This is a genomic window from Rothia sp. HMSC071F11 (genome assembly GCF_001809115.1).
Lineage (GTDB): Bacteria > Actinomycetota > Actinomycetes > Actinomycetales > Micrococcaceae > Rothia > Rothia dentocariosa.
In genome coordinates this window covers 1-13625 of the sequence record NZ_KV795723.1, presented here as the reverse complement: position 1 = coordinate 13625, position 13625 = coordinate 1, and the positions used below count along the sequence as shown (strand labels likewise).

13 protein-coding genes, 1 tRNA gene, 1 pseudogene and 1 riboswitch are annotated in these 13625 nt (G+C 56.9%); of the genes and pseudogenes, 5 read left to right on the top strand and 10 right to left on the bottom strand.

Annotation, left to right across the window (positions count from 1 at the left end; all coding sequences use genetic code 11):
• Positions 1 to 21: 21 nt before the first annotated feature.
• Positions 22 to 92 (bottom strand) — tRNA-Gly (locus tag HMPREF2554_RS00085).
• Positions 93 to 233: 141 nt separating this feature from the next.
• Between HMPREF2554_RS00085 and dcd the strand changes: the two genes are divergently transcribed.
• Both dcd and HMPREF2554_RS00075 read left to right on the top strand, forming a co-directional pair.
• Entirely contained in the window at positions 234 to 830 is a 597-nt protein-coding gene (gene dcd / locus HMPREF2554_RS00080; RefSeq protein ID WP_070521221.1) for a dCTP deaminase, read from the top strand.
• Positions 831 to 863: 33 nt separating this feature from the next.
• The gene (locus HMPREF2554_RS00075; RefSeq protein ID WP_246825958.1) at positions 864 to 2093 is read left to right on the top strand and encodes a hypothetical protein; all 1230 of its coding nucleotides are present in this window, start codon (positions 864 to 866) and stop codon (positions 2091 to 2093) included.
• An 83-nt stretch (positions 2094 to 2176) separates the two neighbouring features.
• Here the strand turns inward: HMPREF2554_RS00075 and HMPREF2554_RS00070 are convergent, their stop codons facing one another.
• Both HMPREF2554_RS00070 and HMPREF2554_RS00065 read right to left on the bottom strand, forming a co-directional pair.
• Complete coding sequence (locus HMPREF2554_RS00070; protein WP_070553512.1) at positions 2177 to 3571, bottom strand: MFS transporter; 1395 nt, start codon at positions 3569 to 3571, stop codon at positions 2177 to 2179.
• Positions 3572 to 3795: 224 nt separating this feature from the next.
• Complete coding sequence (locus HMPREF2554_RS00065; protein ID WP_070553510.1) at positions 3796 to 4029, bottom strand: DUF4235 domain-containing protein; 234 nt, start codon at positions 4027 to 4029, stop codon at positions 3796 to 3798.
• Between the two features lie 299 nt (positions 4030 to 4328).
• Positions 4329 to 4431, top strand: a riboswitch (TPP riboswitch).
• 56 nt (positions 4432 to 4487) lie between these two features.
• Between HMPREF2554_RS00065 and HMPREF2554_RS00060 the strand changes: the two genes are divergently transcribed.
• From HMPREF2554_RS00060 to HMPREF2554_RS00050, 3 genes are all read left to right on the top strand, one after another.
• Positions 4488 to 5087, top strand: coding sequence for an ECF transporter S component (locus HMPREF2554_RS00060; RefSeq protein ID WP_141744351.1), 600 nt, complete (start codon positions 4488 to 4490; stop codon positions 5085 to 5087).
• A 90-nt stretch (positions 5088 to 5177) separates the two neighbouring features.
• Positions 5178 to 6836: an ABC transporter ATP-binding protein gene (locus HMPREF2554_RS00055; protein WP_070553520.1), complete on the top strand. Its 1659-nt coding sequence runs from the start codon at positions 5178 to 5180 to the stop codon at positions 6834 to 6836.
• A gap of 3 nt (positions 6837 to 6839) precedes the next feature.
• The gene (locus tag HMPREF2554_RS00050; RefSeq protein ID WP_070553506.1) at positions 6840 to 7640 is read left to right on the top strand and encodes an energy-coupling factor transporter transmembrane component T family protein; all 801 of its coding nucleotides are present in this window, start codon (positions 6840 to 6842) and stop codon (positions 7638 to 7640) included.
• Positions 7641 to 7731: 91 nt separating this feature from the next.
• On the opposite strand, the gene HMPREF2554_RS00045 is transcribed toward HMPREF2554_RS00050, so the two are convergent.
• The 7 genes and pseudogenes from HMPREF2554_RS00045 to HMPREF2554_RS00015 form a co-directional block, all read right to left on the bottom strand.
• Positions 7732 to 8631: an aminotransferase class IV gene (locus HMPREF2554_RS00045; RefSeq protein WP_070553504.1), complete on the bottom strand. Its 900-nt coding sequence runs from the start codon at positions 8629 to 8631 to the stop codon at positions 7732 to 7734.
• 17 nt (positions 8632 to 8648) lie between these two features.
• Positions 8649 to 9074: a regucalcin gene (locus HMPREF2554_RS00040; RefSeq protein WP_070553502.1), complete on the bottom strand. Its 426-nt coding sequence runs from the start codon at positions 9072 to 9074 to the stop codon at positions 8649 to 8651.
• 160 nt (positions 9075 to 9234) lie between these two features.
• The gene (locus HMPREF2554_RS00035) at positions 9235 to 10506 is read right to left on the bottom strand and encodes a multidrug effflux MFS transporter (RefSeq protein ID WP_083297416.1); all 1272 of its coding nucleotides are present in this window, start codon (positions 10504 to 10506) and stop codon (positions 9235 to 9237) included.
• A gap of 254 nt (positions 10507 to 10760) precedes the next feature.
• Positions 10761 to 11408, bottom strand: a complete 648-nt coding sequence (locus tag HMPREF2554_RS00030) for a nucleoside/nucleotide kinase family protein (RefSeq protein WP_083297415.1) — start codon at positions 11406 to 11408, stop codon at positions 10761 to 10763.
• A gap of 3 nt (positions 11409 to 11411) precedes the next feature.
• Positions 11412 to 11891 carry a low molecular weight protein-tyrosine-phosphatase gene (locus tag HMPREF2554_RS00025; RefSeq protein ID WP_238382403.1) on the bottom strand — a complete coding sequence of 160 codons (480 nt, stop codon included), beginning with the start codon at positions 11889 to 11891 and terminating at the stop codon, positions 11412 to 11414.
• Between the two features lie 147 nt (positions 11892 to 12038).
• Entirely contained in the window at positions 12039 to 13253 is a 1215-nt protein-coding gene (locus tag HMPREF2554_RS00020) for a pentapeptide repeat-containing protein (RefSeq protein ID WP_070553499.1), read from the bottom strand.
• A gap of 80 nt (positions 13254 to 13333) precedes the next feature.
• Positions 13334 to 13625: pseudogene (locus HMPREF2554_RS00015) on the bottom strand (hypothetical protein); the annotation flags it as partial.

The following is a 13625-nucleotide window of genomic DNA, read 5'->3' as shown; positions in this document are numbered from 1 at the left end:
CAGAAGCTAGGGGTTTATGAGAGCGGCTGACGGGAATCGAACCCGCGTATCAGGCTTGGGAAGCGTGCGCTCTACCATTGAGCTACAGCCGCGCATCCGTGATCGGACTTAACCTAGTGTAGCGTGTGCTGCCTCGGTTCGCACACTTTGCCGCAGATTTTTATTTTTGATTTGTCGGCTGTTCTTTTTGAGCAATGGTGAAGTATGGAGTCTGGAGTCGGTATCCTTAGAGTGTGCTTATTTCAGACCGCGATATTCGACGAGAAATTGCTGACGGCCGTATCGTACTTGAGCCGTTTGACGATTCGATGATTCAGCCGGCGAGCGTCGATGTGCGCATCGACCGCTTTTTCCGTCTGTTTGACAACCATAAGTACCCGCATATTGACCCGTCGCAGGAGCAGGAAGAACTGACTCGCCTGGTGGAAGTTGCCCCCGATGAGCCTTTTATTCTGCATCCGGGCGAGTTCGTGCTCGGTTCCACCTACGAACAGGTGACCCTGCCTGCGGATGTGGCGGCTCGCCTGGAAGGTAAGTCTTCACTTGGGCGTTTGGGGCTTTTGACCCATTCAACCGCAGGGTTCATTGACCCCGGTTTTTCAGGGCACGTGACCCTGGAACTGTCTAATATGGCGACCCTGCCGGTTATGCTGTGGCCCGGGTCTAAGGTCGGTCAGCTGTGTTTCTTCCGGCTCACTAGCGAGGCTGAGCATCCGTATGGTTCCGGCGCATACGGAAACCGCTACCAGGGGCAGCGCGGGCCGACCGCATCGCGCAGCTACCTGAACTTTCACCGTACAGAGATCCCCGTTGAGAAATCTGGCGACTAGTCGCCGTCCGCATGATTTTTTCAAGGAGATACCTTGTCGTTCAAGACAATGGCTTTAAGCCCTGCCGGTGCCGATCTGAAGGTTATTTTTGGTCCCGGTGTTCCCGATGCGCTGCGCGAGCAGATCGTACAAACCTGGGGGAGCCTAGCCCCGCGCCTCTTCGATAGTGTGCATGATGCCCTTGAGGCAACCCAGTCTGTAGCGCACGCTATTGTGCTCACGGACGGGAGCGTGAATCTGTTTGACGAGCACCCCGACCTGGTGAACCCGTTCGGGATTCTGCAGATTCTTAATATTCAGAACGAGAAGCAGGCGTTGGAGACTCTGACGTCTAACCTGACGGTTGCTATGATTCAGCAGTTGGCGGGTAAGCGCACCATGCTGCATGCCGCCGCCATCGGCGACCCCGCTACGAAGCGCGCACTGGTGCTGGTGGGTGCTTCGGGGCGGGGGAAGACGACTGCCGCGCAGTATCTGGGGAAGAAGTTCACCTATCTGACGGACGAAACCACGATCGTGGGCGCCGACCGCGAGATTTACCCCTACCCAAAGCCGCTGTCGCTGGTAGTCTCTGATGACGAGCCGAAGGAACAGCGCAACCCTGTGGATCTGGGTCTGAACGCGGCGGACTGTGAGGATACGAGCTATACAGCCGCTCGCGTCGTCATGGTGGGGCGCACCGATGAGCCCACGAAACCCTATCTTGAGCGTGTGAGCCTGGGGGATGCGCTCATGTCGATTGCCGAGCAGACCTCCGGCGTGGCGCTCAACCCCGAGGGTGTGCTCTCGATTATTCGCCTGTTTGAGCAGTGCGGCGGCGTATGGCGGCTGGTGTATTCCGAGGTTGAAGATATTGAGCCGCTCGTGCGTGAACTTCTCGCCGAGGATGCCATGCTCCCGAACTCCGAGAGAGTGGACGAATACGAGACCTTTGAGGTGCCCGACCGCCTGCCGAACGTATACCCCAATGGCACGCAGGTTCTTCAGCGCATGTTCGGTACTACCGGGTACTTGGTGGATGGAGAAAGATTCCTGCTGCATCACGGAGATTCACTGGATGAGCTTTCCGCATTCGCAGCAGAGTGTTGGATTAACGCCGCTCACGAACTGACGGTGCGGGAGCACTACGAAGTCATGCGTGAGTTGTTTGAGGGGCTGCCCGAGGACGCGCATCGCCAGGTCGTTGAGCAGCTATCCGAAAGCGGCATACTCACGATGCGCACCGTAGACGACCCGCTGTATACCGAAGAAGACTCGAACTAAAAACCCAATAAATACGCGAGCAGATAGCAATCCGCTATCTGCTCGCGGGGTAAGACTTGCAGGTCAGGGGGGCGAGTAAAGAACTACCGCTGCGCCGCCTTGGACGCTTTCTTTTCGGCGCGGCGTGCCTTGCGCAGGTGAAGCGCTTGTGGCGATTCTAACGGCAGGGTCATGAGCAGGCCCGCCAACACCACGATCATAATGCCGACAATACCCCACACCTGGGCGTTGAAAATCGTGACAAACAGCCCGAACAGCATGGGTGCCAAGAAGCTGGTTGCACGCCCGGTCGTCGAATACAGCCCGAAGAGCTCACCTTCCGTACCGGGATCGGCGATACGCGCCAAGAAGGTACGCGACGAGGACTGCGCGGGCCCCACGAAGAGGGCGAGAATGAGTGCGCAAATCCAGAAGGTCATGGGGTAGGGGAACAAGAGCAGGGGTACGGCTGCGATCAGGATGGCCACCAGCGAGAAAATAATAATCTTTTTGGGCCCCAGATAGTCATCCAGGTACCCGCCCAGCACCGCGCCTACAGCGGCAACACCGTTGGCGGCAACACCAAAAATAATGACATCCGAGGTGCTGAACCCGAAGGAACCAGCCGCCAGCACGCCGCCGAAGGTGAAGATACCGGCTAAACCATCGCGGAAGATAGCGCTGGCACACAGGAAATAAAGGGTTTGCGGTGCCGTGGTGCGCAGCCGCATAATGGTGCGCCACAGCTCCTTGTAGGCTGCAAAAAGACCGCCTTGGCGTGCCGGAGAAAGCCTGGCTAGGCCGCGTTCTAAGAACCTGAGTTCACCTGTGGGAAGGACCTCCGGGAGCACCCGTTCGCGGCGGCGCATCCGAATTAGCAAAGGCGTGCAGAAGATCAGGCACCATAGGGCAGAAAACAGCGCCACTGCGCGAATATTGAAGGCGTTATCGGTGCTCAGGTGCAGCCCGTTAGGCTCAAGTACGAAGCCCCACAACACGATAATTAGGGCCACTAGGCCGCCCACATACCCCGCCGACCAACCGATCCCAGAGATTTTACCGATATTATTCGGGGTTGAAATGCGTGGAAGTATAGCGTTGTAATTCACGACCGCAAATTCGCTGAATACGCTCGCCGCAGATACGAGAATCACGCCCAGCCACAGATGCGCTTCATCGGGAAATACGAAAAAACACAGTCCAGAGAACGCCACCAGAGAAAGCGTATTAACACCTAACCAGAAAATACCTTTACCGGATTTATCGGCGCGCTGGCCCGAAACCGGAGCGAAAAAGGCAATACAGAACCCGGCAACGGTCAATCCCAGTGACAGTGCCGCCGATGCATCCTCGGTTGAGCCGAAGTAAGAGCTGGTGAGATAGACCGTAAAAATGAAGGTCATCATGATGGTGTCGAAGCTCGACGAGCCGACATCCCACAGCACCCAAGAGGCAACCGAACGGCGGCTGGTACTGTGGTCGGGAATGCGTCTAGTCATAACGGATGTGTTCACTTTCGTGTAAGACGCAGCTAGGCGCCCTCAATCTGGTGCTGGTTTCGTAGCTTACCCCGGCGACACTACCGTAGGCATCGCCTCCCAGCGTGCCGAGCGCCGTGTTCTTTTCTGAGCAGGAACATGATCAGCACATCGGAAAGGATGCGCACACCGCTGCAGCGTGAAGGCTGCGGGGGCGGCGCATCCACCCAAAATACACCGTGAAATTATGAGAAGAAACGGCGCTGTGCGCGGGCAATACCGACGCTTACCAGAGCACCCACCACGGAGGTGATGACGGTCCACACAATAACATTGCGCAGAGTGTCTTCGGACTCGGGACCGATGGTAGGAGGTTCGTTACCGGTCACACGTTTCCACGCTGCGCCAAGACCTTTGTTTGTCAGGGCGGCGGCGGCCATATTGGCACCGGTGATAGCAATCTTTGCTACGGGGTTCATATCTTCTCCTCAAAAATCAGAAGTGACTATCCCTAGCCTATCGGCTTTGCGGCTCAGATGCAGAGAACATGACCTGTTTTAACGCGCGTATACACGAAAAATCGGGGTAAAAACTCTAGAACGTGAGAAAAAGCACAGTATTGCGGGTCTGAAAGGCGTATACCAGCGGCAAATCAAGGAATCATATTACCGACCTGCCACACGTTCTTGTCATAAACCGATTCAAAAACTCAACGAACTCACAGAAAACGACTCATACAGCATAGAATGTAAACGTTTATAGGCTTCGAACTCTCGAAGCAACACGACAGGGGAGCGCCGCAGACGGGCGCTGAGAGTGCAACGCAGACCCTCGAACCTGATCCGGTTAGTACCGGCGTAGGGAGTCGAAATATGTTTTCTCAACACCCCACCCGCAACGGGTGTGGATGTTCCCCTTCCAATCATGGGAGGAAAATATGTCTCAAAAATCTCGCCTCAGCTGGCGGGTCAATGAAATCGTCATCGTCTCTGTAGTCGCCGCCGCCTGCGCGGTAATCTTCTGGATCTGGGATATTGCCGTAGACCCCGCCACTAAAACGCTCTTCGCAGCGGTCCCCGAATACCGACCCATCGTCGCCGGTATGTGGCTGCTCGCCGGTGTGCTCGGGGGGTACCTTATCCGCAAGCCCGGCGCTGCACTCTACTGCGAAATCGTTGCCGCCGTCATCTCCGTATTCCTCACCGGAGGCGCCTGGAGCCAATCAATCCTCATCGCCGGATTCTTCCAGGGAATCGGCGCTGAAATCGCCTTCGCCGTGTTCGGATACCGCGTCTGGAACCTCAGCACAGCAGCCTTCGCGGGCGCACTGAGCGGGCTTTTCATGGGCGTCAACGAAATCATCATCTACTACCCAGACATGGAAATCTTCAAAGCCGTCATCTACGTGGTATGCGCGGTCGTCTCAGGAATTGTACTCGCCGGGGTACTCTCCTGGGGACTCACGAAAGCACTCGCTAAAACCGGGGTACTCGCCTCACTGGCCTCCGGCGTGCAGGCACGTACCGTACGCGGATAACGGGCAGGCAGGCGTATGTCACAGCCTATCTCAACGCTCAAACCCTCAAATGCGGAACATCCTGAACCACCCGCAACCCAGGGTGCAACCATGACCGAACCACACAGTACCGCCCCCGATGCGCCCGCCCGCGGTGCCGCAATCGACCTTCACAACTTCGGTTGGCACCACCCCGGGCGCGAAAAACCAGCGTTCTCGAACGTGAACCTGCGCATCGAGCCCGGGCAGAAAGTACTGCTGCTGGGGCCCTCCGGCGCAGGAAAATCAACGCTCCTGCACGCTATCGCCGGGGTGCTGCACGATCACGACGGGCAGAGCCAAAGCGGCAGCGCGCGCATCGACGGCGTAGCCCCCGAAGACGCACGCGGACTCATCGGGCTCATGCAGCAAGACCCAGAATCATCGGTCGTACTTGCTCGTGTGGGCGATGACGTAGCCTTCGGCCCCGAAAACCTCGCGGTCGCACGCGAAGAAATCTGGGCGCGCGTTGATGATGCGCTCGCCGCCGTCGGGCTCGACTACCTGCCGCATGAGCATCCCACGAATGCGCTTTCTGGCGGTCAGAAACAACGCCTGGGGCTCGCCGGAATCCTGGCGATGCACCCGCGCGCCATTCTGCTGGACGAACCCACCGCGAACCTCGATCCAGAGGGCGTTCAACAGGTGCGCGATGCCGTGGTGCAGGCGGTCACGGCAACCGGTGCCACCCTGATCGTCGTCGAACACCGGGTGGGCGTGTGGGCGCAGCATATGGACCGCGTTATCGTGCTTGGTGCCGACGGAGGCATCACCCACGACGGCGCACCCGAAACCGTGCTCGCCCAAGCCCGCGAAACCCTCATTGCCAACGGCGTGTGGGTGCCCGGGTACGTTCCCGAACCCGCCGCCGCTACGGCACCGAGCGGGCGCATACTCCTGAGCGCCGAAAACCTTGCGATTACGCGGGAATTTCCGAGCAAAAAACAGTTACGGGCACGCCGACGACAGCTCAAAACCATGCTGGAACCCGCACCCGTGCCCCTGGATATTCCCGCCCTGCGCGGGGGTATTAACCTGAGCATTCGAGAAGGCGAGCACTTGAGCATCCTCGGCCCTAATGGTGCCGGAAAATCAACCCTCGCACTCACTCTCGCCGGGCTCCTCTACGCCCCCAACGGAACCCTGTACGCGCACGAAGCACTGCGCGAGTTCGACCAAAACCCAATGGCAGAAAGCTCCCTCACCCGCGAGAAAACAGCCGCCAGCTGGGATATTCCCTCCTGGAGTCCCGCCCAACTGCTCGGGCGCATCGGCTACGTTTTCCAAGAACCCGAATACCAATTCGTGCGCGGCAGCGTGCGCGAAGAACTCGAACTCGGCCCGTGCCGCCTCGCCGCCCTGCGCCGCGAAAAAATTGATGAGGATGCGCTCGCCGCCGCCACCGCATCCCTCGCCGAACGCTTGCGTTTAGACGGACTTTTAGACGCCAACCCGTTCACGCTTTCAGGCGGGCAAAAACGCCGACTGTCGGTCGCATCCGCTTTGGCGACGGCGCCGCGCGTGCTGATTCTTGACGAACCAACCTTCGGGCAGGATGCGAGCACCTGGGGCGAACTGGTGCGCTTGATTCGCGGGCTTCTCACGGAGGGGGTTGCGGTGATCTCGGTGACTCACGATCTCGAATTTACGGCGGCTTTGGGTGGGCGGAGCATCACGCTCGAAAGCTTGCCGCATGAGCCCGCAGACCGGGGCCTTCAGGGAGGGAAGTAGCGCATGAATACCGATTTTTTCGGGCCGAGTGCCGAGCGCAACAGCTGGTTTGGCGGGCTTAACGCGGGCGTCAAATTAGTGGTTGCGGGCGTGCTGGTTCTTGCGGCAATCCTCATTCAAGACCCGGTAACCGCGGCTATCATCTTTGGGCTGGAACTGCTGGGGTTCATTGCGGTCGGGTTTCGACCGGTAAACCTGCTGGCGCGCAGCTGGCCTATCCTGATAGCGGTGCTGAGCACCGGCTGGAGTGTGGCGATCCTTGTCAATAAAACCGGTGCCGTACTGCTCGATTTTGGGCTGAACACCATCACGGAAGGGTCACTCGCGGCGGCGTTTTCGATGATGATTCGTTCCCTGGCGATGATTCTGCCGACCTTCGCGTTTGTGCTCTCAACAGACCCAACCGACCTGGGCGATTCGCTTGCCCAAACTTTCCGCCTGCCCGCTCGTTTTGTGCTTGCCGCGTTGGCGGCGTTGCGCCTTGTCGGCATCCTGTTTGGGGAGTGGAATACGCTGGGGCAGGCACGGCGTGCACGCGGGCTGGGCGCGGGTCAGGGCCCGCTCGGGCGCATCAAAACCGGTGCCGGGCAGGCCTTCGCTCTCATGGTACAAGCGATTCGCCGCGGTTCGCGCCTTGCGGTCACAATGGAGGCGCGTGGTTTCGGCACCGGCAAACGCTCCTGGGCACGTGTGCCCGCCTATTCCCGGCGTGATGCGTATGTTGTGGTTGCCGCCGCCGTGATCGTGGCGTGCGCCTACGGGGTTTCGCTGGGACTGGGAACTCTGCGCTTCTTGTGGCAGTAGTCGTACCGAAGTTGCCGCTAGGTTCTCGGGTCTGAAAAACTGGGCTGAAGGCGCGGCGCAAGTATCAGTCTTGCGCCGCTAACCCTGCACCTTAGCCCTGTGCCAGGTATTCCAAGAACCGGTGCGTGAGCTGCGCATCGTGCGCTAATGCCGTACCGTTCAGATGCGTGACCGGGGCGAGCAGACGCACCGAGGAGGCGAGCCACACCCCATCTGACTCGAAAAGATCCTGCGGGTACAGCGGACCGTAGCCCAGTTCCCAGCCGTCGCGCCGCGCCGCCTCAAAAATAGCGCCCTGCGTGGTACCGGGCAGGATTCCGTGGTTCGGTTCGGGGGTGTACAGCGTCTTTACACCGTTTTCGATACGCGCCATCAGCACCGACGAAGTTGCCCCCTCCAGAATGCGGCGGTTGTCGGTCATAAAAATCGCGTCATCCGCACCCCGGCTGTGCACATACCGCAAAACCGCCATATTGACTGCGTACGACAGTGTTTTCGCGCCCGCCAGCAGCCACGGGTATGCGGTGTTGTCGGCAGGGTCGTGCCCGCGCGGCAGCAGCATGGCCTTCACGCCGTTCTGCCGCTGATTCACGGTAGTTTCGGGTACCGGGGATGCGATCAGCAGGGTGTATGGTCCGGCGGGCATTCCCGCAGAGGCATTCGGCAGCCCGCGCGAGATAATGATTTTGACGATATGCTCTTCGCCAAGTTCAGTGTGGGCGCCGGGCACGGCTTGGGCGAGAAGGTTTGCCAGCGCATCCTGAAGCTGGTGCAGGTCGGGTTCGGGCAGGTCGAGCATACGCGCCGAAGATTCGAGTCGGGCGAGGTGCATATCAAGTTTTCGCACCCGCCGATCAACGGCGAGCATGGTCTCAAAAACGCCGTCGCCACGGGTAAATCCTTGGTCTTCCACACCGATAAGCGGCTGGGTGGGGTCTACGGAAACGCCTTGCGGGTTCTCTGAATTTAGGAGCATCACGGAACTAGTCATGTTTCCAGTGTAGTGGCTCACGTGCCCTCACCGCAGTGCACGCCGAGCGGGCCCAGCTCCCAGGTGGCGCTTTCGGCGATAAAGTATATGTCTGCCTCGGCGATGTCCTCGAAGGTTTCGGGGTTGTCGTTGTACCCTTCGACGTCGAGCCCGATTTTGCCGTCCCGTTCGAGAGTATGAACTCCGCTGCATATGCTGATGAACGGGCCTTGCACCCGGTAGTCCGAAATATTTTTCAGGGTTACGGTGACGTTCCGCCAGACGTCGTCGTTAGCAGCTTTCTCCCAGCCGCCGTCTACATGGTTCCAGTCCACCGCGCAGAACCGCAGACGAACAGCTGTTCCACTTGCATAGGTTACGGTGATCGAATCCAGCCAGCAGTCGTAGAAGTGGTTGAACCGTTCGATGATCTCTGCACTTGTGAGGTTTTCGTCGGGGCTCACGGTCAGTCTCCTTAAAATCTTAGGATTTATCAGAATACCAGCAGCTAGGGCGATGACGAGGAGAAGCGGGTTTCTGCTCGAAAATGATGATATTTTTTCACCTTTTCGGCAAAAACCCGCTTCTTGGGTATCAACGTATTAACATGCTTGATGCGAAGCGCTAGCCCCCACCTTCGCCGCCGTCTGCCGCATAGTCGGCGTCCTTACGCGGGGTTGTGAAGAGCACAAGCGCGGTCATCAGTGCGAAGCCCAGAATTGAGAACGCCATCGGCATATAGGAACCCTCGCCGCCCAGCGAAACCAAGGGCGCGGCAAGTCCGCCCAGAAGCGCCTGAATCGTGCCCATGACGGCGGATGCGCTGCCCGCCATATGGCGCGCCTCGTTCAGCGCCAGCGCCGAGGAGTTACCGAAAATCAGACCCACTGAGCAGGTGAGGCAGAACAGCAGAATCAGGGTGGGCCACAGCGAAATACCCAGCGCGAATGAGATAGTCAGCAGACTTGAGACCGTCAGAAGAGAAATCACGCCGATATTGACGATCACGCGCTGACCGATACGGCCAACCAGTGCGGTTGCCAGCGAGCTCATTGCCACAATGCCCAGGGAGTTCACCCCGAAGGCGAGAGTAAACTGCCCGGCATTGAGACCCAGAATGTTCTGGAGCACGAAAGTGGAACCCGAAATATATGAGAACATTGCGCCGAAGGCAAAGCACATGGTGAGGGAAAAACCCATGTAGCGGCGGATTTTGAACACTTTCGGAATCTCGGAGTAGACACTCAGCGCGGTACCTTTGTACCGTTTTTCAACGGGAAGAGTCTCGCGCAGAATGAAAATCACGGCGAGCATGAGCAGCGCGGTCACTACGGTGAGCACATGGAAAATATTGCGCCACGTGCCCCACGACAGCACCCATCCGCCGAAGAGCGGCGCCAGAACGGGGGCAAACCCGTTAATCATCATCATGACGCCCATGAGCTTGGCGGTTGCCAGCCCTTTGGTGGTATCTGCAACGATCGAGCGGGCGAGTACTGCGCCGATAGCACCGCTGAAGCCCATGAGGAAACGCGCCGCAATGAAGACCTCAATGCTGGGCGAGAATCCGCACAGTGCGGTCGCAATAAAGCAGACTACGGAACCAATCAGAAGGGGCTTGCGGCGGCCGGTTTTATCGGAGAGCGGGCCGATCATAAGCTGCCCGAGCGCCATGCCTATCATGAAGGCGCTGAGGGTCATAGATGCGGCGGCATCGGTGGTGTTGAGCTCGCGGGCAACCGTGGGCAGGGAAGCCAGGTACATATCAATACCCAGCGGAGCGATAGCGGTTAGCGCGGCAAGGGTGACGATAACGGGGGCAGGAATACCGAAGGAAACTTTAACGTGATCAGGGTGCTCATGACCCTGCTGAGAGGTAGTCTGTGACGAAGACACGGGTAGAGTGCTTTCTAGGTTTATGAACGCGTAACGGCGCCGAATACACCCGGCTGGAAACGCAACTTTTCTAGTCTAGCGGATGCGCGCATCCGGCGTAAGTGGCGTGCGCGCTAAACTTTTTCGCCGCCGCTGGGCGCATAAAAAGAGTCTTGTTCGTGAATAAAGCGGGATTTCTAACTCTTTATTCACAATCAAGGCTCTTTATCTCAGGGGAGGGTAAGTACAGGTACAGCAAACGGCAGGGCAGAGGGCTACGCCGTGCGGTAGATGAGGTCCGCCTGCGCATACTTGGCGGAGTAGGTGGCGAAGAGGGCTTCTTCCTGCGCCGCCCAGCGTTCCCAGTGCGGGCGGTACATCTCGCCGTCGCGGTCTATTGCCCGCCTGTACCGCAGCTCGTCGGGTGCCTTCACCACGATGCGCACATCGCAGGTACCGGCGCTCGCCCCCACACCCTCACAGATGATGACGGTTTCCTGGGTGGGGTCGATCGTGTGTTTGGGGCCGGGAGCATCCGCGTGCCAGTCCCACTCCCGGTAGCTAGCGGGCTTGCCGTTGCGCAGGTTCCGCGAGATTTTCCGCCAGGTTTTGGTGCCTTCCGCCAGCCCGTCCCAGCCGGGGTAGATGGAGTCGAGATTGAGCACGCGCACACCGATTCCTTCGGCAGATAAGGACTGCTCTAGGAGCTCGGAGAGCCTTGTTTTGCCGCTTCCGCTGCGCCCGTCGATACCGATGATGAGCGGTAATGCGGCGTCGCTGAAAGTGGTGGTATCGAGAGGCATACCGTATTCGTCCGAGGGCGGCAGGGTGAGTCCGTGGTATGTTTTCAGGCAGAACTCGAAGATTTCCTCAACGTCGTTGGTTTCGTAACCGTTGCCGAAACCGATGCTCCACACACCCATGCGCTAGTTTTCCTGCGGGGTCGCGCTTAGCTCGGCGATCAGCGCCCGCGCCGCGGTGTCGATAAGCTCGGTCGTGTATTCGAAGTCGCGCATCTGCCCGTACCAGGGGTCGTAGATGCCCAGTTCGTCCAGGTTTTTGCCCGCCATTGCGGGGTCGAAGGAGCGCATCATGCGGATTTTGGCTTTGTCGTCCTCGGTGCGCGCAAGCTGTTTCAGGTGCAGGTAGTGCGGGGTGTCCATCGCCAGAATCAGGTCGTAGCGGTCGAAGTCTTCGGCTACGAATCTGGATGCGCGGTGCCCGCTGGGGTCGATGCCGCGCGCGGTGAGTATGCGCCCGGCGCGGGTGTCGATAGGGTTGCCGATTTCGTAGTCCGTGATGGCGGAGGATGCGACCTCAACCTCAAGCCCCGCCTGGCGCGCGTGCTCACGAATCAGGTACTCGCCCACGGGGGAGCGGCAAATATTTCCGGTGCAGACAGTCATGATGCGGTACATGGTTTTAAGTGTATGCCAGCGGCGAGCCCGCACACGGAAAATATCGGCATCCGCGAATAATGCAGCTGAGAGCCTATAGCATACTGTCAGAGGTTAGGTAATAGGGTCTCAGGTGCGTTATGTGGGGCGGCGGTTTTAGATGGAGAGGGCAGCCTGCTCGGACTTGGAAGGTTCGCCCGGATCGAAGAGTTCTGTGCCTTTAGGAATAATGAACTTAACGCCATTATGCTCTTGTTCTTCGGTCTTAATTTTGTAGGGACTATTATGTGAAACCTCGAAGTTATAATCTTTTGGATCGATTCTATAAGAAAAACGTGCGTAGTCTAGCTCATTTATAAATATCGGCTCTTTATGAAAGGTCGTTCCGGAGAAGTCAACACCTTCGGTGAAGATTGCTCCAGAGAAGTTAGCATCCTGAGTAAAGATAGCCCCAGAGAAATTTGATGAAGCACCAAAATAAATATAGTTGAAATTAACGTCATAGAAGAAATATGCATTTGAAAAATCATAGTCAAGATATGACCATGAGCCTTTTCTGATTACTTGACTACGATCTTTAAAAATGATGATGAAATCGCGTCGAGTATTGATTGCATCCAGAATTGCTAAGCGTATATCTTTTTCTTCGCGAAACCGTCCTCGGTCTTCGTTGAACTTTTCTGCCCCACCTTTGTAGTCTTTGGGAACTTGGTCTTGTGAAAGTTCTTCGTGTTTATAAGCCAAATCAAAAGGGGAGCGGATATAGGCGCAGAGATTGTTGATAATAATCTGTCCTTCTTGACGGAGTCTGTATTCATCCGCAAGCCATTCATCAGCTAATCCAATGAGAGCGTAGACACCACCAAGGCGGATAGATGCCTTATCGTTAGAAAGCTGCTCAACCGCAGTGCTGTACCGGCTACGTCGCTCAGCGTGTACCTGTCGTATATGATCCTGCTCGTTTTTGGCTTTATCTGCTTCGATTTTTTCGCGTTCCTTTGCGATGGTTTCGGTAAATTGTCGAGCTTGTTCGTTGAGTGTCTTTGCCTGGTGGTCTTGTGATGCCTGATAGTTCTGAATATCGGCGTCTGCTTTTATTCTGTCTGTTGTATTTTTGCGATGTGTTTCTATGAGTCCCAGAACAGCAATAGTGCCACCGGTGACATAGAGGATGTGAAGGCGAAGATTCGCATCGGTTTCACCGGTCCAGCCTTTAACATAGAGTAGCCAAGGTCCAAAAATAGCCAGAGCGCCGCCACTGACTGCAAGCCCCACTAATAACCATATGAAGTGCTTGCTGATAAACTTTTCGATTTTACCAACAGGATTAGTGGCGTTGGCTTCTTCATTATCTCTTGGTGTTTCTGTCATATTGATTCCTTCCTGATGATCAATGTTTTTCTTTGTCGCAAGGAGAATTTAATCTGTCGTGTTATTGGATAGGCCGTTAACTAAATGTCTTCGTTGTCTTCCAGATCGTAAGATTTATCTGGATCAAAGAGTTCTGTGTCCTTAGGGATGATGAACTTAACGCCGTTATGTTCTTGTTCCCAGGTCTCAATTTTGTAGGGGCTATCAGGCGAGACCTCGAAGTTATAATCTTCTGGATTAGCCCTATGAGAGAACCTTGCTTTATAGGTTTCACTATCTAGTGCGTATTCAAATATTGGTTTTTCGTCGAATTTCGCCTCGGAGAAGTCAGCGCCCCCGGTGAATTTTGCCTCGCAGAAGTTAGCTTTCTCG

Excerpts from the sequence above, each read along its gene's own strand:
- HMPREF2554_RS00070 (WP_070553512.1), bottom strand. The coding sequence starts at position 3,571 with ATGACTAGACGCATTCCCGACCACAGTACCAGCCGCCGTTCGGTTGCC.
- HMPREF2554_RS00065 (WP_070553510.1), bottom strand. The coding sequence starts at position 4,029 with ATGAACCCCGTAGCAAAGATTGCTATCACCGGTGCCAATATGGCCGCC.
- HMPREF2554_RS00060 (WP_141744351.1), top strand. The coding sequence starts at position 4,488 with ATGTCTCAAAAATCTCGCCTCAGCTGGCGGGTCAATGAAATCGTCATC.
- HMPREF2554_RS00055 (WP_070553520.1), top strand. The coding sequence starts at position 5,178 with ATGACCGAACCACACAGTACCGCCCCCGATGCGCCCGCCCGCGGTGCC.
- HMPREF2554_RS00050 (WP_070553506.1), top strand. The coding sequence starts at position 6,840 with ATGAATACCGATTTTTTCGGGCCGAGTGCCGAGCGCAACAGCTGGTTT.
- HMPREF2554_RS00045 (WP_070553504.1), bottom strand. The coding sequence starts at position 8,631 with ATGACTAGTTCCGTGATGCTCCTAAATTCAGAGAACCCGCAAGGCGTT.
- HMPREF2554_RS00030 (WP_083297415.1), bottom strand. The coding sequence starts at position 11,408 with ATGGGTGTGTGGAGCATCGGTTTCGGCAACGGTTACGAAACCAACGAC.
- HMPREF2554_RS00025 (WP_238382403.1), bottom strand. The coding sequence starts at position 11,891 with ATGACTGTCTGCACCGGAAATATTTGCCGCTCCCCCGTGGGCGAGTAC.
- HMPREF2554_RS00020 (WP_070553499.1), bottom strand. The coding sequence starts at position 13,253 with ATGACAGAAACACCAAGAGATAATGAAGAAGCCAACGCCACTAATCCT.